A 19,556-nucleotide genomic window follows, 5' to 3' on the forward strand; every position below is an offset into this window, starting at 1 on the left:
GATTTTAGTATTCCCTACTTTTGCTTTGAACGTGCGAATGCGACGGCTATCTCGCTACGCAACTTCAATCCGAGCCACAGCGCAGCTCTGATGGGAGCCTGTCCCCACCCCTGATGCCGGTCTGCTTGGAATTTATAAGCACTGCGGTGGTGCGCCGGCAGCATCAACTCCGGATGTTCTCCCGCCACGTGGCCTTTGCTGTGTTGGATCCGCGCAGTCGGACAGAACACGTTGGCCCAACCTGCTCGGCCGAGACGGTCACCTAGGTCAACGTCCTCCATATACATGAAGTACCCCTCGTCAAAGCCGCCGATTTCTTCGAAGGCTTCCCACCGGACCAGCAGGCAAGAGCCGGACAGCCAACCAGCTTCCCTCTCAACGGTCATGTCCTCGCTGTTGCGGTAGGCCTTCGACCACGGATTTGATGGCCACACCGCTGAGAACAGCGCATGGCCGATACCGTTGGCTAGAGTCGGCACGGCTCGCGCCGACGGATAAGCGGATCCGTCGGCCTCACGGATATAAGGTCCGACAGCTCCTGCACGCGGATGACGACGGGCACAGTCGATCAGCTCGTCAATTGACCCCTCATCGAAGACAACATCAGGGTTGGAGATGACAAAGAACTCGCTATTGATCTGGCCGCGCTCGTGTCGCTCTTTCAGAGCGCGAGCCGCGAAGTTAATGGCACTGCCGTATCCAATATTCCCGCCGGTCGGCAGGAATTCGGCATTGGCGTAATCACGGGCAGCTTTTTCAGGAGCCCCATCGACGGAACCGTTGTCCGCCATCACCACATGACACGGCGTTGCCGACGCACTTGGTACTGAATCCAGGAAAGACGTCAAGTACTTTCCAGGAGAGTACGTCACGGTGACGATCGCTATTGGTTCATTCACAATTGTCAGAGCTTAGTGGACACCGCGCCTCGGAGGGCACTGCGCCACTCCGGAAGTGCGGGCAAATCCGCAGCTAACCATGTTGACGCATCCAGCACTGACCAGGCCGGACGGGGCGCGGGACGCGGAAACTCAGAAGTGCTACAGGGGTTCACGCGCTCGGGATCGGCCCCACAGACTGCAAAAGTTTCCCGTGCGAGGTCGAACCAGGTGCAGTAACCCGAGCCCACACCATGAAAAACCCCGGGGATACGTCGCTCAGCGATCCGCCACAGGCTACCTGCAAGATCAATTGCGCACGTCGGGTTGCCCCATTGATCATTCACCACATTAATTGGGCCATTCCCTTCGCGAGCGAGTCGCAACATGGTGGATACAAAGTCCTTGTGCGGGAGAAGATCACCGGTGAACAGCCACGCGGTGCGCACCACGGCAGCGTCTGGGCAGGCCGCAAAAACCGATTGTTCTCCAGCCAACTTGGTGCGCCCATAGACGGTGTTAGGGCGCTTCAGATCGTCGACAAGCAGTGGCCGTCGTGGGGCGTCCCCACCGAAAACATAATCGGTACTGATGTGGATGAGATGGGAGCTCTGCGCTGTCGCAACCTCAGCAAGTTTGCCCGGCGCGACTGCATTGACCTCGTGAGCGAGTTCGGGGTTTGCCTCTGCGCCGTCCACGTCGGTGTAGGCTGCTGCATTAATGATGACATCTGCGCCCGCGAGCTTCTCGACGTCCATTGCGGTGAGATCAAATTCACCCCGGGATAATCCCAGGACACTAACTCCTTCTGGGGCGGTTCGCAGCAAAGCTTGCCCTAGTTGGCCCGAACCTCCAACGACGATGACCCGCATTGCCCTAGACTCCTTTGACGACTAACCTTAACCACTCTAAATTACATTTCCCGATGACCTAGTGGAGCTCCGCGTGACTCATTCTTCCCGCCACGGCCGCGACATTCAGCCCGCGCCGGTGCCAAAGCCCGACCTGGTCCAGGCGGGACCGCGTTCGCTAAAGATGCTTTTGGCCACGCTATCTGCCATTGTGCTCCTCGTTTCGGGATCGGGTTACGCCCTGGTCGGCTCGCTGGGCCGCGATGTGGCTTCCGCAGGCGGCCTGCACTTGGGCGGTGGCGGCAAGGGAATCAAGGACGCGAAGGACGGCGCAACCGATATCCTTCTCGTCGGTTCTGACTCGCGTACCGATGCCCAAGGCAATGCGCTCTCTGAAAACGAGATCAGCATGCTACGCGCCGGCGATGAGGAAAACGACAACACCGACACCATCATGGTGATTCGCGTTCCCAATGATGGTTCCTCCGCCACCGCCATTTCCATTCCTCGCGATACCTACATTCGCGATCCCAAGCTCGGCAACACCAAAATCAACGGTGTTTACCGCGGTTACAAGTCCGCTAAAACGGACGAGATGATGGCCCAAGGGGTCACCGATCAAAAGAAACTGCAGTCACAGGGCACCGAGGCCGGCCGCAAGGGGCTTATCGACGCCGTCGCCAAGCTTTCTGGCATCACTGTGGATCACTACGCCGAGATCGGACTGCTTGGGTTCGTGTTGTTCACTGATGCTGTTGGTGGCGTCGAAGTGTGTTTGAACGAGGACACACAAGATGAGTATTCGGGAGCTAATTTCAAGAAGGGTGTGCAAACCTTGCAGGGGCCGGACGCGCTGTCATTCGTCCGTCAGCGCCATGGACTGCCACGTGGCGACCTGGACCGCATCGTCCGCCAGCAGGCTTTCATGGCTTCCTTGGTCAACCAGGCGCTCACCACAGGCACATTGACCAATCCTGGGAAGTTGTCAAGCTTGTCCGAGGCCGTGCGCCGCTCAGTTGTCATCGACGAAGACTGGGATGTGATGAGCTTTGCCACACAGTTACAGAACCTTGCCGGCGGAAACGTTCGCTTCGAAACCATTCCAGTGACCTCGATTGACGGTGTGGGTGATTACGGCGAGTCCGTGGTCACCATTGATCCGGCCCAAGTACACGCGTACTTTGACACTCTGCTCGGCAGCGGTTCAACGAAGAGCGCGACCGCATCTTCTACCACGAAGACAACCACGCCGGGCGCCTCGAAGACTTCCGAGCTGCATATCCTGAATGCCACCGCTACCGGAGGCCTGGCTACCCAAGTAGCGACTGCTCTTACCAGCTCTGGGTATTCGATCGCTGAGGTCGGGAACGCGCCGGCCGGAATGTACAGCCAGACCCAGATCGTCGCCGCCAATCCAGAATCGGCGGAAGCAGTTTCCCTAGCTCAGGAGCTCGGTGGCGTCCCGATTACCGCCTCTCCGTCCTTGGATGCCAACTCCCTTGTTGTGGTCATCGCTGATGACTACGCCGGGCCGAAATCCACTGAACCAGCACCTGCCGAAGCCACAGAAGCGGAGACCGTGGGCCAGCCAGGTGCCGACTTCGGCGAAGACATCGAAGTTGCCCCTACGATCAATGCCGGTGGCGATGGTCCGCGCTGTGTGAACTAGCTGATTGCTCACGACGCGACCTGTGCAAAATCTCTAATCTGGAAGGTATGCAACTTCTTCACAACCTCCTGGACACCGACCCCGCAGCTCCTCGGTTGACCTTCTATAACGAGTCCACTGGTTCTCGGCTCGACTTCTCGGCCATCACCCTAGATAATTGGGCCGCCAAGGTAGGAAACATGCTGGTGGAGGAGTTCGATTTGACCACTGGAGATGCGATCGCCATTGATCTCCCACCCAGCTGGCAGGCGGCGGCTATCTCTTTGGGGGCACTAGCTGCAGGCATCGAGGTACATTTTGGTGACTTTCCGGCAGATGTCCTGTTTTGCGGCCTCGACTGCGCAGTCAGCTCAGACTACGCCGACGTTGCGATAGTCACGGAGGATCCCTTCGGTCGGGGCGTGGCAGAAATTGGCGCGCAGCTGCCGGAAGGCGCGGTCGATTTCGGCCCAACTGTCCGTTTCTACGGCGACCAATTTCTGCCGGATACTCGAACATTGGCCGAGTGTTTACCAGAGGATTATTTGACGTTTTCCCCAGGGGAACGCGTGCTTTCCCCTGGTTGGACTGATTGGGAGAGCTTCGCGCGTACTGCGCTGGCTCCGCTGGCCTGTGGCGGCAGCGCTGTCATCGTCTCTGGACCTGTGTCGACGGATCGCCTGGAAAAAATCTCCCAGGCAGAACGCATTACGAGACGCTTATCATCCTGATAGCGTTTTAGTATGTCTTCGGTAACCTTCAGCGACGTCACAATCAGATACCCTGGAGCGCCTGCGCCCACCGTGAGCGAGCTCAACCTAACGATCGATGACGGCGAGTTTCTCGTTCTCGTCGGCCCATCGGGCTGCGGAAAATCCACGGTTTTGCGCTCCCTAGCAGGGTTGGAACCGGTTGAGTCGGGACAGATTCTCATCGGCGACAAGGCTGTCACGAAACTCGAGCCTGCCGAGCGTGACATCGCGATGGTGTTCCAAAACTATGCGTTGTATCCACACATGACGGTAGCGGACAACATGGGGTTTTCCCTTCGGCTTTCCAAAATGCCCAAGTCGGAGATTAAGGCAAAGGTTGCCGAGGCCGCGGAGGTCCTCGGCCTGACCCCTTACCTCGAGCGCAAGCCGAAGGATCTTTCCGGTGGCCAGCGTCAGCGCGTAGCCATGGGTCGCGCCATCGTGCGTAATCCGAACGTCTTCCTCATGGATGAGCCACTATCCAATCTTGATGCCAAGCTGCGCGTTCAGACCCGTACTGAACTGGCGGCGCTGCAGCGTCGCCTAGGAACCACCACGGTCTACGTCACCCACGATCAGGTAGAGGCTATGACGATGGGTGACCGCGTCGCGGTACTCAAGGACGGCGAGCTGCAACAAGTGGCACCACCGCGTGAACTCTACGAACGCCCTGCCAACGAGTTCGTCGCAGGCTTCATCGGCTCCCCCGCCATGAATTTGGTGTCTCACCGCCATCCGGAGTTTGGAGACGTCACGATGGGCATCCGGCCCGAACACGTCGTCACGCATGCCGAGCCCGTGCCGGGAGCTATCCCTGCGGTCGTGGACATCGTCGAGGAGCTCGGCAGCGAGTCTTACATTTACTCCCACACCGCAGATTCCCCGGGTACGTCGCTGGTCAGTCGCCAATTGCCAGGGCACTCCCCCCAGCCAGGCGCCACGGTTCACCTTGAGTTTGACCTCAAGCGGGCACATTATTTTTCCAAAACTACTGGAAATAGGCTTAATTAACGCTAGGTTTGATATAAACCCCCTACCGGAAAGGTTATAACCTCATGAAGTTCACCCGACGCACTGCCGGTGTACTCGCGGCCGCAGGTCTGACCGCGGCCTTGATCACCGGCTGCTCATCCTCGGACGAAAAGTCCGGCACCACCGATTCCGCTTCCGCCACCGCCCGTGGCCCCATCACCTTTGCCATGGGCAAGAACGACACGGATAAGATCAAGCCGATCATCGAGAAGTGGAACTCTGCTCACCCTGATGAAAAAGTACAGCTTAAGGAACTTGCTGGCGAGGCCGACGCACAGCGCGACACCCTCGTGCAGTCCCTCCAGGCTGGCAACTCCGACTATGACGTCATGGCGCTCGATGTCATCTGGACCGCCGATTTCGCTGCTAACAAGTGGCTCGCTCCGCTCGAGGGCGACTTGAAGGTGGACACCTCCAAGCTGCTGGAATCCACCGTTGATTCCGCAACATACAACAAGAAGCTCTACGCCGTGCCACAGAACACCAACGGCCAGCTCCTGTTCCGCAACACCGAACTCGCCCCTGAGGCACCAAAGACCTTCGACGATCTGAAGAAGTCCTGCGAGCAGGTCAAGGAGGCTGACTGCCTCACTCTGCAGCTCAAGCAGTACGAAGGCTTGACCGTGAACACCGTGGGCTTCATGGAAGGCTGGGGCGGCAAGGTCCTGGCTGAGGACGGCAAGACCCCGAAGGTTGATTCGGCAGAAGCAAAGGCTGGCCTGCAGGCGCTTGTCGACGCCTACGGCGACGGCACCATCTCCAAGTCCTCTATCTCTGCCACCGAGGAGGAAACGAACCTGTCCTTCACCGAGGGCAAGACCGCTTTCGCGATCAACTGGCCATACATGTTCTCCAACTCCGAAGAGTCTGCGGTGAAGGGCAAGTTTGAGGTCCAGCCACTGGTCGGCAAGGACGGCGTCGGCGTTTCCACCTTGGGTGGTTACAACAACGGCATCAACGTCAATTCCAAGCACAAGGCAACCGCCCGCGATTTCATTGAGTTTGTGATCTCTGAGGAAAACCAGAAGTCCTTCGCAGAAAACTCCTTCCCACCAGTTCTGGCCTCCATCTACGATGACGCCTCCCTGGTGGAGAAGTACCCATACCTGCCTGCACTGAAAGAATCCCTGGAGAACGCATCCCCACGTCCGGTGTCTCCGTTCTACCCAGCCATCTCTAAGGCCATCCAGGACAACTCTTACGCAGCGCTGACCGCTGGCAAGAGCGTGGATGACGCTACCAAGGACATGAAGGCTGCCATCGAGAACGCCGCCAAGTAAGTCCCCTGTTCCGCCCGGAAGGAAATTTCCCAGTGCTGAAGAATAAGTCAGCCTACGCCCTCATCGCCCCGGCGCTCGCTGTGTTGGCGGTGGTGATCGGCTATCCGATTATTCGCGCTATTTGGTTGTCCTTCCAGGCGGACAAACACCTCGATCCGGACACTGGCATGTTCGTCGAAGGTGGCTTCGCCGGTATGCAGCATTATCTGTACTGGCTCACCCAGCGGTGTATGACTCCGTCGGGTGAGATCGGTACTTGCCCACCGGGAGTCATCTCGACCGACTTTTGGCCAGCTGTCCGGATCACTCTTTTCTTCGCCGTGGTCACCGTCGTACTAGAAACTATCCTCGGCATGTGGATGGCCACTGTCATGAATCGTGATTTTAAAGGTCGCGGGCTTCTCCGCGCCGCGGTTCTCATCCCTTGGGCGATTCCGACCGCTGTGACCGCGAAGTTGTGGCAGTTTATTTTCGCCGATCACGGCATTGTCAACTCGCTGCTCGGGACCTCGGTTGGGTGGACGACCGATCCATGGGCGGCTCGGTTCGCGGTGATCATCGCCGATGTCTGGAAGACCACCCCATTCATGGCGTTGCTCATTTTGGCTGGCCTGCAGATGATCCCGAAGGATGTGTATGAGGCAGCCCGTGTCGACGGCGCGTCGTCATGGCAAATCTTCACTCGGATCACGCTGCCCCTGGTCAAGCCTGCGCTGATGGTGGCCGTTCTCTTCCGTACGCTGGATGCGCTGCGCATGTACGACCTGCCAGTGATCTTGATTTCCGCGTCGTCCAACTCCCCGACCGCCACGATTTCGCAGCTGGTGGTGGAAGACATGCGCCAGGGCCACTTTAATTCTGCGTCCGCCCTGTCGACTCTCATCTTCCTGCTCATCTTCTTTGTCGCATTCGTGATGATTAAGTTCCTCGGTGCAGATGTTTCCGCGAAGGAAGGCCGCTGACGTGAAGTTTCTCCGCAACTACCTCGGTGTCATCCTCATCCTGGTGTGGGGGCTGGCGCCCTTCTACTGGATGGTGGTCACGGCCTTCCGACACAAAAGCCATACCTTTGACACCACCCCGTGGCCTACCCATGTGACCCTGGACAACTTCAAGGAAGCGCTGGCTACTGACAAGGGCAACGACTTCCTAGGGGCTATCGGTAACTCTCTGATCGTCGGCCTGATCACCACGGTGTTGGCCGTCATGGTCGGCGTGTTCACCGCCTACGCGCTGGCCCGCCTAGAGTTCCGTGGCAAGGGATTTGTCACCGGCATCGTGCTCGCCGCGTCCATGTTTCCTGGCATCGCCTTGGTCACTCCGCTGTTCCAGATGTTCGGTGATATGGGTTGGATCGGTACCTACCGCGCCCTCATCATCCCGAATATTTCCTTCGCACTGCCACTGACCATCTACACCCTGGTGAGCTTTTTCCGGCAGCTTCCGTGGGAGCTTGAGGAAGCTGCGCGTGTCGACGGCGCCTCCCGTGGCCAGGCGTTTCGACTCGTACTGCTGCCTCTGGCAGCCCCTGCGCTTTTTACCACTGCCATCCTGGCGTTCATCGCCACGTGGAACGAATTCATGATCGCGCAGCAGCTATCCACCAATGCCACGGAACCCGTCACGGTGGCCATCGCCCGCTTCTCCGGCCCGAACTCATTCGAGTACCCATACGCATCCATCATGGCCGCCGGCGCGCTGGTGACCATCCCGCTGGTCATCATGGTGCTCCTCTTCCAGCGCCGTATCGTCGCCGGGCTTACCGCTGGTGGAGTGAAGTCTTAAGTTAGCTAATTAGGCCCCGCTAGTACAATCACACCTATGTCCGACGAACGTAAACGACTTCAGCGCCAGACGCTGCTCGGTTTCTTGACGTTCTTTTCGGTGATGTCGGTAATCCAGGCCGCACTCAACGTGGTGCAGCCGGAGCCTAAAATGTGGCCGGCGGTGCTAGCCCTGGTTTTGGTCACCTCGACGGTCATCGTCTGGCGTCGCTGGAAGTAGATTATTTTCCTGGATGGCCTGGAGCGAGAGCAGCGCATCTTCCTCGGACAACACGCTCATGGCGAAGCCATTCTGGATCAGCACGTAGTCGCCCACGCTCACCTCAGGGACGTAGGCCGTGCAACACTGCCGAACTTGGCCCGCAACGTCAATGGTCGCGGTGGGCATGAGCCCCTCATCGATGGATACGATTCGGGCTGGAATTCCAAGACACATAGCTCTAGTCTACTTCCGCAACGTCGATGGTCATGGCACCTACCGGCGCCGAGGTGATGGGTAGGCATGGATCAGCGGCGCGAATAGAAGTCTCTAGCGATCCTCCCGAGCTCAGCGATTCCCGCAGCATTTGCGCGAGCCACGGCTCGTTCTGCGCCGTCGGGGTGAGGATCTGGCACTGTGTCAACAGCCCGGCGTCATTGGCGATATAGCGGTGCATGAGGAGCCCGCGTGGCCCTTCAGCAAGACCGATGCCTTCTCCCGCGCGAAATTCTCCGTCCCCCACCAGCGGCCCTTCCAGGAGCGCTGGATCTGCCAACGTACGCTGCATGCGCTTCACGACGCCCATCAGCATCGCCTTCACTGCCCCCTGCGGGCCCTGAGGCTCGCCCGCGATGACGGCCTGGGCAATCGGCCCGACGCGATAGGTTTGACCATCCAGCAGCGGGCGCGGTGCAGACTGCCCGGGGAGGGATTCGATCGCTAAATCTGCAAATTCGCGGGGACTGAGGACCCGGCCGTCACTGATAGCCACTGAGTCTCCTAGGCTGTCCAGCTCGCCGTCAGTGACGAGAGCGACGCTGAGGCCGCTGAAGGTGTCAGACCAGGTGGATTCGGTGGTGAGGGTGCCCAGGGCGTCGATAAGCGCTGGCAGGTCGGTGACGAGGCTGGGATCGCCGGGAGCGCGCACGCCACCCGGAATGGCGACATCCGGGAAATGTCCCGGGGAGCCGGCCGCAGCCATCGCCTGCTTTCCCACCTTTTTTAGCAGTGTGGCGACCTCGCGGTTGGTGGCAAACAACTTCGGAGCGGCGGCATCGAGGATGGCACCATCCGCGAGGAGGCTGCGCACGGCTTGGGCAGTTTCGGGAACTTCGGCACCAAAGAGCATGTCGAGGGCGCGGACTCCGGCCAGGTGGTGAGTGACCGGGCAGATGCCACACAGCCGTTTGACGATATCCGGCACTCCGGCCACTTCCCTGCTGATCAGTAGCGGGTCGAGGCGAGGCAGACCGGACAAGTCGAAACGCGCGTCCGTGATCTTGCCAGCGGCATCGCGCTGATAAACGACCTTCGCTTCGAAGGGGTCGACGAACTGATCGAGTTGCAGCGTTGTTTTGCTCATGGAGCGCTCCTGAAGATAATGGACCTATGCATGAATTGGGAATCCTCACCGGCGTTGTCTCCACCGTAACCGAGGCCGCGCAGGGCCGAGCGATCACAGCGGTCGGTCTGAGGGTCGGCACCCGCAGTGGCGTCATCGAAGAGGCACTGGCCGCCTCGTGGCCGATCGCCATCGAAGGCACTGACTGCGCCGATGCCAGCCTTTCGATCGAGATGATCGAAGCGACGGTGTATTGCCCGCAATGCGAAACGGAGCAACCGATCGACGAATTCTTCGCCCTCGCCTGCCCCGCCTGTGACTTCCCCACCGCCGATCTGCGCCATGGCCGGGAATTCGAGATTTCTTACGTGGACGTGGAAACCGACCACTGATTGATGAGCTCCTGGGCGGACTGCGCCGCCTTCGGGATCGCGGCCACTACTTCGGGAGACATCCCGACATGTAGGTCGGTACCACCGACCACGATGCCCACGACGCCTACCTGTGCGGGTTCGCGCCCGAGCAGGCGTGCGGCCGAAAGCAGGTCTAACAGGCCAACCTGGTGCGGAGACAACTTAGAATTCAGCAGGCGCGGGATCTGATCCCCCACCAGCGTCACTACGCTGCCGGTCTCCCCAGGACCCGCCAGAGCATCCAAAATGATGAGGTTCTCGGAGTCTTGAATGAGCGGCAGCAGCTCCATCCCGGACGTGCCGCCATCAACGAAACGGATGTCGCTCGCGTCATCGCTGGGCAGCACCGGAGTAATGCTTCGGGAAGGCACCCAGGCAAGCTCGTCTGAGGAGCCACCTTGCAGGCGACGCAGGATGGCCAGGCCAACTGCGTCGTCTTGCATGATCGGGTTGCCGATGCCGATGACAGTAATCGGCACGGGCTACACCTTGCCGATCCGGTGAGCGTCGCGAGGCAGCGTGCCTTTACGCACCCACACACCGCCATTGATCATGGAGGACACACCACCCAGGGTTTCCTGATTGTCCGCGCGCACTGCGAGGTAGACGTGGATCACGACGAAAGCCCACAGGATGAACATCAGCGCGGCGTGGATCAGACGGACCATCGGAATGCCGAGCCAGTGCACCGGCATGCTGATCAGACCCCAGAACCAACTGGTCTGGTCATAGAGTCCGAACAACGCCAGGCCGGTGATCAGCTGCACAATGCACAGCACGTAGATGGCTGTGTATGCGAGCTGTTGCAGCGGGTTGTGCGCCAGGTACGTCGGGTGTTCCTTCTTGATAAAGCAGTAGTACAGGATCGTATCCACGAGCCCGTCCACATCGCGCTTCGAATCGAACGGCCACAGCGAACGCCACCGCAGCTGGCGATACTGGGAGAACAACCAGAGACTGAGACGCCACACGCCCATCGCCACCCACGCGAAACCCGCCACGAAGTGAGCGAAACGGATGTAGCCCATCAGGTAGCCCGCGGTGCCCGGATCGGTCGGCTGGCCACCGAAGAACGGATCCATGATGTAGTAGCCAGTCAGCGACATGACCACGATCAGAAATACGTTCATCCAGTGCTGGAAGCGCAGCGACTTGCTCCACAGATGCACGCGCACCCACTGGTTGTTTCCTTCGTGACCGTGCTCTTCGGGCTTATCGACGCCCATCGCCACGAATCCCTCAACGTAGTATTGCGACTTCTGCCCAATCGGGTCAACGTCGGCCACGGCGACAGTCATGATGCGGTGCCCGAGGATGCGTGCGGCTTCAAAGTTATCCATGAAGTCGCGCTTCTTGGTGCGCTCCATCGACGCTTTGTCGAGGATCGTCTTGGTCTCACCGCGCATGACGAGCTGCTTGCCCCGGCCTTCGCTAATGCTGGCCAGGGAGAACCGGCCGTTGTCGGTGACAGGAACGTATTCATCGGCCACCACCGTGCCAGCCTCGCGCTGGAGCGCCATTTCCACTGGGTCAGTGGTTCCGGCGCGCGAAGCGGCGGCGAATCGCAGGATCTCATCCGGGGTGTATTTTCCGGCGGAGTACACCTGCGCAATCCGAATCTCTTTCAGAGCGGTCATGAGGTCATCACCTGGAATAATGGCTTGCCATCAGGGTCCAGGACGTGGACCGCGCAGGCCATACATGGGTCGAAGGAGTGGATGGTTCGCATTGGCTCCAGTGGCTGTGTTGGATCGACGAGTGGGTGCTTGCCGTCGCCGGAGAGCGCCTCCTCGTATGGGCCAAGCTGATCCTTTGGATCGCGACCCGATGCTAGCCAGGTGGTCGGAACCACGGCCTGGTAGCGAGTGACCTTTTCGCCTTCGATAGTGACCCAGTGGCTGAGGCAACCGCGGGCAACCTCGACGAAGGCATAGCCAGAGCAGTCCTTTGGCCAGGACTTTGGCTCCCACTTGGTGGAGTCGAAGACGTCGATGTCGCCGTCGCGAATGCCCGCGACGAACTCCGGAAGCAGCTTGTTGATCATCTGATCGGCGTTAGTAGCGGCTTCGATAGCGCGGGCCAGCGTGCGGCCAGCTGTCGAGTTCATCTGCTCCAGGGTGATGCCGAGCTTCAGCATCGCGGTATCAAGAAGCTGCTTCGTCTTTGGCTCGTCCTGTGCGTAGGCCAGGAGTACGCGTGCGACCGGGCCCATCTGCATTGGGCGACCATCGTAGCGAGGTGCCTTGGACCAGGTGTACTTAGGGTCATCAGCCAGCCACTCGTACGGAGGCTTCGGCCCGGTGTATTCGACATCGGTCTCACCGACTGATGGGTGCTTGCCGGCGTCATCGCCTTCTTCGTAGGCGTACCAGGCAGAGGAGATGAACTCCTCGATCTTGGACTCATCGAATGGGTGAATCGTACGGAAGTCTCCATCCAGGAAGATGCCTGGCTTCACATCCTTGTTCGGCGTGGAAACCGGTATTCCGTCCTTGACTTTTCCGGCATACACAGTGCCTTGCATACCGACGGCCATCATGTTGTCCGAGGACTTGCCGATATCGAAGTAGTCCTTGTACACACCCATGATTGCGAGCGCGTCAGGCACGTAGCACTCATTGACGAATTCGTCGATCTCCTTGACCCACTCACGAATGTTGTTCAGTGAGACCTCATTGACCGTTTCGGACTTATCCGGGTCAATGGAGCAGGCCATGCCGCCCACCAGGAAGTTCGGGTGTGGGTTCTTGCCACCAAAGACGGTGGAGATTCGGATCATGGAGCGCTGGAACTCCAGGGCGTCCAGATAGTGAGAGACCGCCATGAGGTTGGCCTCTGGCGGGAGCCGGTAATCAGGGTGATCCCAGTAGCCATTGGTGAAGATCGACAGCTGACCGGAGGCCAGCACATCTTCCAGAGTCTTCTTTACCTTGGCAAACTTATCTACGGAGTTCAGCTTCCAGGTCGATCCGATGGAGCGAGCGAACTCAACGGTCTTTTCTGGGTCGGCCTTGGAGGCAGAGACTACGTTCACCCAGTCCAAAGCGTGCAGGTGGTAGAAGTGCACCACGTGATCGTGGATGCCGTGGGAGCCGAGCACCAACTGACGGATCAGCTGAGCTTGCTTCGGAGGGTGGGAGCCGATGGCATCCTCAACCGCGGCGACGGAAGCCACGGAGTGGACACCGGTGCAGACACCGCAGATGCGACCAACGAACGCCCACACATCGCGTGGGTCGCGGTCCTTGACGATCGTTTCGATCCCGCGGAACTGGGTGGTTTCCGCCCATGCCTTGGAGATCTTTTCGCCATCACGCTCGAGTTCGAGACGCAGATGGCCTTCGATACGGGTCAGCGGGTCAATGACAACGCGCTCAGTAGCCATTAGCTTTCCTTCTTTTCTGCCACAGGGGCGTCGCCGAATGCGGCCAGAGTTTTATCGTCTTGGGAAGAGTCGCGGACTGGGATGGACTTGAATAGCGTCATACCGCCGTGAATGGCAGTACCGACAGCCGCTGCCCCAATCAGACCCAGGCCGACCTTCTCCACCGGTTCCTCGATGCCAAAGCCAGTTACGTTCGGCAGTTCCTTGTAGAACGGCGTGAACTTGTCAAAGAAGTCCTTTTCCGTACAACCAATGCACGGGTGCCCCGCGCCGATTGGCCAGCCGGACTTGAGATTCCATTGGACGATCGGGCAGGGGCTGAAGGTGGAAGGTCCCTTACAGCCGACTTCGTAGAGGCACCAACCGTTTCGGGCACCTTCATCGTCGAAGGAGCGGACGAACTGACCGGCGTCAAAGTGGGCGCGACGTGGGCAGGAATCGTGAATGCGCTGATCATAGGCGAACAGCGGGCGCCCTTCGGCATCGACCTCGGGGGCCTTGCCGTCGTGCGTGAGGATGTATGTCAGAGAGGCGGTGATCACTTCGCCGATCGGTGGGCAGCCGGAGACATTGATGACTGGCTTGTCCTTGATGATTTCATCGACGCCGACCGCTCCGGTTGGGTTTGGCCGCGCCGCCTGAACGGATCCATAAACGGCGCACGCACCAACGGCGAGGACAACCGTGGCGTTCTCGGCCGCTTCCTTCAAGACCTGCTCGACCGACTTTCCGCCGATGGTGCAGTAGATTCCATCGTCCTTGAGCGGGACCGAGCCGTTGACGACGAGGATGTGCGGCTCCTTGTTGACGTCATGCAATGCCTGCTCAGCTGCCGTACCAGAGGCTGCCATGACGAGGTCGTTGTAGTTCACCGAAAGCAGCTCGAGAACCATCTCCTCTACAGTTGCGCCACCGGAGCGGATCGTGGATTCCATGCAGCCGGTACATTCCTGGAGTTGGAGCCAGGCAACATTCGGCTTCTTGACGGCGCCGAGCTTGTCGGCGATTTCTTGGGCGGCTGCTTCCGGCATTTGTGCCAGCGGTGATCCCACTGCATAAACACCGGCGAGTGCGCCGCACATTTTGAGGAAGTCTCGACGCGGCACTCCGCGGAGTTCCAAGTTGTCGGCGAGGGTTTTCCCTTGCCAGTTAGCACCAAAATTCATTTGGCGAGCCCCATTTCTGTTGGTGTGACTCTAGGCACAAATACACTAGTGTCGTGACGACACCTCTATTAGCACCGTATCAAGTAACACCGGAGTTGTGCAGTGGATATGACCACCCCGCAAACCAGACATTGTTCAACATTATCGAAAAGTGTGAAAAGGGCCACTGAGCTGGGATTACAATACAACATTGTTGCGTAATTCAAGGACCGAATCGCTCCACGGATTGCCACATCTAGCTGCGCACATAAGACTGTCAACAATGGCGAAAGCCCCCCTTACTTCTCAGCAAGAGGGGCCCCAAACAAAAACGCAATCTTCGTCACATTTCTGATTGCTAATACATCAATCCAACCCATTCGGGGCAGAAACCCACTTGATCCAGGCATCCATTCCCTCACCTGTCTTCGCTGACACGTGGAAGATTTTCACCCCTGGGTTCACCTTCTCGAGGTTCGCTGTGAACAGCTCCATGTCAAAGTCCAGGTGTGGCAGTAGGTCGATCTTGTTGACCACCACGGCTTCTACTGAGCGGAACATGACCGGGTATTTCAGTGGCTTGTCCTCACCTTCGGTCACGGAGTAGACCATAGCCTTGCGATGCTCGCCCACCTCAAACTCCGCAGGGCACACCAGGTTGCCCACATTCTCAATGAGCACGAGGTCAAGCTTGGACAGGTCCAACCCCTTCAGCGCCTTCGCCACCATCGGCGCATCCAGGTGGCACTCGCCACCGAAACCGTTACCGGTGTTGAGCAGAGAAATCTGAGCCCCGTAGCCCTCGAGCCGATCGGCGTCGATAGCGGTTTCAATGTCGCCTTCGACAATGCCGACTCGCACCTTGCCTTGTAGCGCTTCCAAGGTCTTTTGCAGCACCGAGGTCTTTCCAGAACCCGGCGCGCTCATCAAGTTGATGCAATGCACGCCGTGCTGGTCAAAGGCTTCGCGGTTGTGCGCAGCCAGGTGGTCGTTTTCGGCGAAGATATCCTCGAGCACCACGATGCGCTCGCGGCCGGTCTCATAGCCGGAGTGGTCGCCATGCTCACTGGTAGCTGGGTCGATGTGGTCGAGGTGGACGTGCTCGCCGTGGTCGTGATCATGGTCGTGATGCTCGTGGTCATGATCGTGGCTGTGCACGGTGCCGTCGTCGTGGCGGTGGAAACGTCCCATGGGTTAGCTCCTTGCTACTTCAATGTCGAGGATGGTGAATTCGTTGCCGGCGGTAACTTCTGCGGGCTGGCCACATTCCGGGCAGGTGAAATCCAAGTCGTCCAATTGCGTCTCATGCCCGTTCGGACACGTCACGCTTAACGGCACCCAGTGTATGTCCAATGTCGCTCCGGCGAGTTCGGTGTCTTTGATGACGAACCCCCAGGCGTATTCCAATGTCTCAGGAACCACTTGGCGCAGCGCTCCGATCTGCATCCGCACGCTATAAACCTTGGCCCCCTTCGCGGCGCGGGAAACGGCACGTGCGAGCTGGGTACTGAGTGCAACTTCATGCATGGATTCCAGTCTAGGCTTAAGTGCTATGAAGATTCGTCGGCTGTACCGCTTGCGCGGCGTAGTTCAAGGCGTTGGTTTTCGCCCGCATGTAGCTCAAACGGCGGCCCGCTTCCCCATTACTGGCCTGTGCGGGAACGATGACCGCGAGGTATTTGTCGAGGCCGAGGGCTTGCCCTCCGACGTCTCAGCGTTTATCGACGCCGTGCTCGTCACCCTGCCACCACTTGCGAGCGTACTGTCTGTCACCACCGAGGAACTGCCGCTTATCGACGACCATTCCTTCCGCATCGTGTCCTCGCGCCATGTCCCCGGAGTGCGCACTCTCATGCCACCTGATGTGGCGACGTGCGCAGACTGTTTGGCCGACATGGCTGATCCTTCAAATAGGCGGTACCAGTACCCGTTTACTACCTGCACCAATTGCGGGCCGCGGCTGACGATCATCGAGGATCTCCCTTATGACCGTCCGCTGACCACGATGAAGAAGTTCCCGATGTGCCCGGAGTGCGCGGCTGAATACACGGATGTCAATGATCGCCGTTATCACGCGCAGCCGATTTCCTGCCCAAACTGTGGCCCGCGGTTGTGGCTGGAAGGAATCGACTCGGAAGATCCCATCAGTACGGCTCAGGAGCTGCTGGTCCAAGGAAAGATCCTGGCGGTCAAAGGGCTCGGCGGTTTTCACCTGCTCTGCGATGCCCGAAATGAACAAGCTGTGGCCGAGCTGCGGCGTCGAAAAGCCCGGCCCGGCAAGCCCTTCGCGGTGATGACACCTGACTTAGATTTCGCGGTATTGACGGATGAACAGCAGGAATTGTTGGAGTCCCCAGCACATCCGATAGTGATTGCGCCAATGAGCAGTACTTATGACCTCGCCCCCTCGGTGGCTCCGGGGCTGTCGGACGTGGGCGTCATGTTGCCGTACACACCGCTACACACCTTGCTGGTGGACCGCCCACTGGTAGCCACGTCCGGAAACCTCTCCGGCGAACCACTGTGCTTTACCAACGAGGGCGCCATAGCTCGGCTCAGTGAGTTCGCGGATGCCTTCTTGCTGCACGACCGCGATATCTACGTGCCGGTGGAAGACTCCGTGTTTCTGGAGTCGATGCCGGTACGCCGCTCCCGCGGGTACGCTCCCCTCCCCTTCCCGCTTCCCGGTTCGGGCACAGTTCTCGCTGTCGGCGGTGAGCTGAAAAACACGTTCTGCCTGGCGCATGATGACGTTGCACATGTCTCTGCGCACATTGGCGACATGGGCTCGCTCGCCAGCCAACAAGCCTTTGATCGCTCGGTGCAGCAAATGCTGACGATGCAGCGCTGCGAGCCTGAGCTCGTGGTGTGCGACATGCACCCAAATTACGCCACCACCGCGTGGGCGGAGCGCTCCGGTTACCCTGTTTTGCCAGTTCAGCACCACTATGCGCACGCACTGTCTCTGATGGCTTCGCATGGCCGGTTCGAGGGTCCCTTCGCCTGCGCGACACTGGATGGCACCGGCTACGGAACAGACGGAACGGTATGGGGCGGGGAAATCCTGGTGCTTTCGGAAGACCTACGTTCTTTCGAGCACGCCTGGCACCTGCCACACTTCCCCATCGTCGGCGGCGACCGCGCGGTGCGCCAACCCTGGCGGCTCGCCATGGGCCTCGCCCACGCCTGGGATTTGCCGTTTTCCTATTCACATGAAGAGGCCGCGCAGGTGTCCTTGCAGCTCAGCAAGGGAATCGGACTAGTGCAAACATCATCCATGGGCAGGCTTTTCGACGCCGTCGCCGCCATGCTCGGAGTGTGCACCGAGCAAACCTACGAGGCGCAGGCCGCCATGGAGCTGGAACGGGCGGCCACTGGGTCGCTGCGCTCCGCCGCCAGTACCTGGCGCGAACTCATGCTGGAAGTTCTGGAGTCTTCAGTGCCAGTTCCGGAACGTGCCATGCGCTTTCACCACGGCAGCGCGGTGCTCATCGCCCGCTCGCTGCAGGAGTGCGGCATCCCGCTTGTGGGCGTCACCGGCGGCTGCGCCCTGAACCGGCTGTTCATGGGATTTCTACGAACCGAGCTTGCTGAACTGGAGCTCCTGGAGCATACAAGTGTGCCCGCCAATGACGGTGGGCTCAGCCTCGGCCAGGCCCTGGCCGGAAGGCTGTATCTCGAAGAAAACTAGCAAATGCGTGGCAGCGGATCACCCACCAGCATGTCCACCATGCGGGTGCCACCAAAACCGGTAACCAGGACAACAGATGCTGCGGGCTCGTCCTCAACACGACCCATGACGCAGGCGCCTTCCGCCCCTGCTGCGTGCAACGCAGCTACAGCGGCATCAGCACTGTCAGCAGAGACAACGGCAGCGAAGGTGCCTTCGTTGGCAACGTAGAGCGGATCGATGCCGAGAATGTCACAGGCACCGCGGGTCATATCGCGCACGGGGATCTTGGAATCCTCCAGCACTACGGCCTTGCCGGTGGCACGAGCCATCTCATTCATGGACGTGGCCAAGCCACCACGGGTAGCATCGCGCATCCAGCGCACATCCGCAGTCTTGATCAGTGCTTCCACTAGATCGTTCACTGAGCGGGTGTCGGACTCGATCGGCGCCTCGATGGCCAGGTCACCGCGGGCCATCATCACAGCCATGCCATGGTCAGCGATCGGCCCGGACACGATAATCTTGTCACCTTGCTGGACCTGCTCGAACCCGAGTTCGCGCTCCGGCGGAATCACGCCGATACCGGCAGTAGTGATGTAGACCTTGTCGCCAGTCCCCTTGGGCACCACCTTGGTGTCACCGGTCGCGATCGTCACTCCAGCCTTGTCTGCTGCCTCGCGCATGGATGCCACGATGCGGCGCAGCGTTTCAAACTCAAGCCCCTCTTCCAGGATGAAAGCCACTGAAATCAGCTTCGGAATCGCGCCGGCAACTGAGAGATCATTCACAGTGCCGTTGATCGCCAACTCGCCGATGTTGCCGCCCGGGAATTCAATCGGATTGACCACATAAGAATCGGTCGACATTGCGATTTTGGAGCCGTGGGCATCGATAAGCTCGGCGGCGGATACTACGGCGCTGTCTCCGCCCTGGGCGAGCAGATCATTGCCATACGCGTCGAAGAAGACCTGCTCAACGAGGGCTGCGGAGGACTTGCCACCAGCGCCGTGGGCGAGGGTGACACGGTCCTCCAACAAGCGGAACGGGCGTGACCGGACACGCTCAATGTTGGAATTGACCTTGGTTTCGTCCTCGTTGAGACGGTTCTTCGGATCCATTGCTGCTCCTTGCTGTGAGTACTACCGACAATGGTAGCGCTGGTAAGCTCAAGGCC

20 protein-coding genes are annotated in these 19,556 nt (G+C 59.3%); 9 read left to right on the forward strand and 11 right to left on the reverse strand.

The genetic code is table 11. The annotated features are described in order from the left end of the window. Positions 1-14: 14 nt before the first annotated feature. Both CKALI_RS09130 and rfbD read right to left on the reverse strand, forming a co-directional pair. Entirely contained in the window at positions 15-899 is an 885-nt protein-coding gene (locus tag CKALI_RS09130; protein ID WP_407643749.1) for a glycosyltransferase family 2 protein, read from the reverse strand. Positions 900-904: 5 nt separating this feature from the next. Next, positions 905-1,750 (reverse strand): dTDP-4-dehydrorhamnose reductase, encoded by an 846-nt coding sequence (rfbD, locus tag CKALI_RS09135; RefSeq protein ID WP_156193054.1) that lies wholly within the window; start codon positions 1,748-1,750, stop codon positions 905-907. Between the two features lie 73 nt (positions 1,751-1,823). On the opposite strand from rfbD, the gene CKALI_RS09140 reads away from it, so the two are divergent. The 7 genes from CKALI_RS09140 to CKALI_RS09170 are packed head-to-tail and all read left to right on the forward strand — an operon-like array spanning position 1,824 to position 8,445. After that, entirely contained in the window at positions 1,824-3,398 is a 1,575-nt protein-coding gene (locus CKALI_RS09140; RefSeq protein WP_407643750.1) for an LCP family protein, read from the forward strand. A gap of 47 nt (positions 3,399-3,445) precedes the next feature. Beyond that, on the forward strand, positions 3,446-4,108 hold the full coding sequence (locus CKALI_RS09145; protein ID WP_156193055.1) for a TIGR03089 family protein: 663 nt from the start codon (positions 3,446-3,448) through the stop codon (positions 4,106-4,108). Positions 4,109-4,120: 12 nt separating this feature from the next. Then, positions 4,121-5,140 (forward strand): ABC transporter ATP-binding protein, encoded by a 1,020-nt coding sequence (locus tag CKALI_RS09150; RefSeq protein WP_156193056.1) that lies wholly within the window; start codon positions 4,121-4,123, stop codon positions 5,138-5,140. A 44-nt stretch (positions 5,141-5,184) separates the two neighbouring features. Next, positions 5,185-6,441: an ABC transporter substrate-binding protein gene (locus CKALI_RS09155; protein WP_156193057.1), complete on the forward strand. Its 1,257-nt coding sequence runs from the start codon at positions 5,185-5,187 to the stop codon at positions 6,439-6,441. A 32-nt stretch (positions 6,442-6,473) separates the two neighbouring features. Next, the gene (locus tag CKALI_RS09160) at positions 6,474-7,403 is read left to right on the forward strand and encodes a carbohydrate ABC transporter permease (protein ID WP_156193058.1); all 930 of its coding nucleotides are present in this window, start codon (positions 6,474-6,476) and stop codon (positions 7,401-7,403) included. Further along, on the forward strand, positions 7,378-8,226 hold the full coding sequence (locus CKALI_RS09165) for a carbohydrate ABC transporter permease (protein ID WP_156193059.1): 849 nt from the start codon (positions 7,378-7,380) through the stop codon (positions 8,224-8,226). Before CKALI_RS09160 ends, CKALI_RS09165 begins: the two co-directional genes overlap by 26 nt. A 36-nt stretch (positions 8,227-8,262) precedes the next feature. Then, on the forward strand, positions 8,263-8,445 hold the full coding sequence (locus CKALI_RS09170) for a hypothetical protein (RefSeq protein ID WP_156193060.1): 183 nt from the start codon (positions 8,263-8,265) through the stop codon (positions 8,443-8,445). Here the strand turns inward: CKALI_RS09170 and CKALI_RS09175 are convergent. Both CKALI_RS09175 and CKALI_RS09180 read right to left on the reverse strand, forming a co-directional pair. Beyond that, positions 8,392-8,661: a HypC/HybG/HupF family hydrogenase formation chaperone gene (locus CKALI_RS09175; RefSeq protein ID WP_156193061.1), complete on the reverse strand. Its 270-nt coding sequence runs from the start codon at positions 8,659-8,661 to the stop codon at positions 8,392-8,394. The genes CKALI_RS09170 and CKALI_RS09175 overlap by 54 nt on opposite strands. 4 nt (positions 8,662-8,665) lie before the next feature. Beyond that, complete coding sequence (locus CKALI_RS09180; RefSeq protein WP_156193062.1) at positions 8,666-9,787, reverse strand: nickel-dependent hydrogenase large subunit; 1,122 nt, start codon at positions 9,785-9,787, stop codon at positions 8,666-8,668. 26 nt (positions 9,788-9,813) lie between these two features. Here CKALI_RS09180 and CKALI_RS09185 point away from each other — a divergent pair, with 26 nt between their 5' ends. Beyond that, on the forward strand, positions 9,814-10,158 hold the full coding sequence (locus CKALI_RS09185; protein WP_156193063.1) for a hydrogenase maturation nickel metallochaperone HypA/HybF: 345 nt from the start codon (positions 9,814-9,816) through the stop codon (positions 10,156-10,158). Here CKALI_RS09185 and CKALI_RS09190 read toward each other — a convergent pair. From CKALI_RS09190 to CKALI_RS09215, 6 genes are all read right to left on the reverse strand, one after another. Continuing rightward, a complete protein-coding gene (locus tag CKALI_RS09190) occupies positions 10,131-10,622 on the reverse strand; it encodes a hydrogenase maturation protease (protein WP_156193751.1) in 492 nt (163 codons plus the stop codon). The genes CKALI_RS09185 and CKALI_RS09190 overlap by 28 nt on opposite strands. A 39-nt stretch (positions 10,623-10,661) precedes the next feature. Beyond that, positions 10,662-11,816 carry a Ni/Fe-hydrogenase, b-type cytochrome subunit gene (gene cybH / locus CKALI_RS09195; protein WP_231580453.1) on the reverse strand — a complete coding sequence of 385 codons (1,155 nt, stop codon included), beginning with the start codon at positions 11,814-11,816 and terminating at the stop codon, positions 10,662-10,664. Beyond that, positions 11,813-13,564 carry a nickel-dependent hydrogenase large subunit gene (locus tag CKALI_RS09200; protein WP_156193064.1) on the reverse strand — a complete coding sequence of 584 codons (1,752 nt, stop codon included), beginning with the start codon at positions 13,562-13,564 and terminating at the stop codon, positions 11,813-11,815. Before CKALI_RS09200 ends, cybH begins: the two co-directional genes overlap by 4 nt. Beyond that, positions 13,564-14,730: a hydrogenase small subunit gene (locus tag CKALI_RS09205; protein WP_156193065.1), complete on the reverse strand. Its 1,167-nt coding sequence runs from the start codon at positions 14,728-14,730 to the stop codon at positions 13,564-13,566. Before CKALI_RS09205 ends, CKALI_RS09200 begins: the two co-directional genes overlap by 1 nt. Positions 14,731-15,075: 345 nt before the next feature. Next, positions 15,076-15,900: a hydrogenase nickel incorporation protein HypB gene (hypB, locus tag CKALI_RS09210; RefSeq protein ID WP_156193066.1), complete on the reverse strand. Its 825-nt coding sequence runs from the start codon at positions 15,898-15,900 to the stop codon at positions 15,076-15,078. A gap of 3 nt (positions 15,901-15,903) precedes the next feature. Continuing rightward, entirely contained in the window at positions 15,904-16,236 is a 333-nt protein-coding gene (locus tag CKALI_RS09215) for a hydrogenase maturation nickel metallochaperone HypA (protein ID WP_156193067.1), read from the reverse strand. Positions 16,237-16,261: 25 nt separating this feature from the next. Here CKALI_RS09215 and hypF point away from each other — a divergent pair, with 25 nt between their 5' ends. Next, the gene (hypF, locus tag CKALI_RS09220; RefSeq protein ID WP_156193068.1) at positions 16,262-18,400 is read left to right on the forward strand and encodes a carbamoyltransferase HypF; all 2,139 of its coding nucleotides are present in this window, start codon (positions 16,262-16,264) and stop codon (positions 18,398-18,400) included. Here the strand turns inward: hypF and hypE are convergent. After that, a complete protein-coding gene (gene hypE, locus CKALI_RS09225) occupies positions 18,397-19,500 on the reverse strand; it encodes a hydrogenase expression/formation protein HypE (protein ID WP_156193069.1) in 1,104 nt (367 codons plus the stop codon). The genes hypF and hypE overlap by 4 nt on opposite strands. Positions 19,501-19,556 lie beyond the last annotated feature (56 nt).

This window comes from Corynebacterium kalinowskii (assembly GCF_009734385.1).
GTDB lineage: Bacteria > Actinomycetota > Actinomycetes > Mycobacteriales > Mycobacteriaceae > Corynebacterium > Corynebacterium kalinowskii.

What these genes read in the sequence shown, in the direction of transcription:
- CKALI_RS09205 (WP_156193065.1), bottom strand. Translation starts at nt 14,730, where the DNA reads ATGAATTTTGGTGCTAACTGGCAAGGGAAAACCCTCGCCGACAACTTG.
- CKALI_RS09165 (WP_156193059.1), top strand. Translation starts at nt 7,378, where the DNA reads ATGTTTCCGCGAAGGAAGGCCGCTGACGTGAAGTTTCTCCGCAACTAC.
- hypF (WP_156193068.1), top strand. Translation starts at nt 16,262, where the DNA reads ATGAAGATTCGTCGGCTGTACCGCTTGCGCGGCGTAGTTCAAGGCGTT.
- CKALI_RS09185 (WP_156193063.1), top strand. Translation starts at nt 9,814, where the DNA reads ATGCATGAATTGGGAATCCTCACCGGCGTTGTCTCCACCGTAACCGAG.
- hypE (WP_156193069.1), bottom strand. Translation starts at nt 19,500, where the DNA reads ATGGATCCGAAGAACCGTCTCAACGAGGACGAAACCAAGGTCAATTCC.
- CKALI_RS09145 (WP_156193055.1), top strand. Translation starts at nt 3,446, where the DNA reads ATGCAACTTCTTCACAACCTCCTGGACACCGACCCCGCAGCTCCTCGG.
- CKALI_RS09150 (WP_156193056.1), top strand. Translation starts at nt 4,121, where the DNA reads ATGTCTTCGGTAACCTTCAGCGACGTCACAATCAGATACCCTGGAGCG.
- rfbD (WP_156193054.1), bottom strand. Translation starts at nt 1,750, where the DNA reads ATGCGGGTCATCGTCGTTGGAGGTTCGGGCCAACTAGGGCAAGCTTTG.
- cybH (WP_231580453.1), bottom strand. Translation starts at nt 11,816, where the DNA reads ATGACCGCTCTGAAAGAGATTCGGATTGCGCAGGTGTACTCCGCCGGA.
- CKALI_RS09180 (WP_156193062.1), bottom strand. Translation starts at nt 9,787, where the DNA reads ATGAGCAAAACAACGCTGCAACTCGATCAGTTCGTCGACCCCTTCGAA.
- CKALI_RS09170 (WP_156193060.1), top strand. Translation starts at nt 8,263, where the DNA reads ATGTCCGACGAACGTAAACGACTTCAGCGCCAGACGCTGCTCGGTTTC.
- CKALI_RS09215 (WP_156193067.1), bottom strand. Translation starts at nt 16,236, where the DNA reads ATGCATGAAGTTGCACTCAGTACCCAGCTCGCACGTGCCGTTTCCCGC.
- CKALI_RS09155 (WP_156193057.1), top strand. Translation starts at nt 5,185, where the DNA reads ATGAAGTTCACCCGACGCACTGCCGGTGTACTCGCGGCCGCAGGTCTG.
- CKALI_RS09175 (WP_156193061.1), bottom strand. Translation starts at nt 8,661, where the DNA reads ATGTGTCTTGGAATTCCAGCCCGAATCGTATCCATCGATGAGGGGCTC.
- CKALI_RS09190 (WP_156193751.1), bottom strand. Translation starts at nt 10,622, where the DNA reads ATGCAAGACGACGCAGTTGGCCTGGCCATCCTGCGTCGCCTGCAAGGT.
- CKALI_RS09200 (WP_156193064.1), bottom strand. Translation starts at nt 13,564, where the DNA reads ATGGCTACTGAGCGCGTTGTCATTGACCCGCTGACCCGTATCGAAGGC.
- hypB (WP_156193066.1), bottom strand. Translation starts at nt 15,900, where the DNA reads ATGGGACGTTTCCACCGCCACGACGACGGCACCGTGCACAGCCACGAT.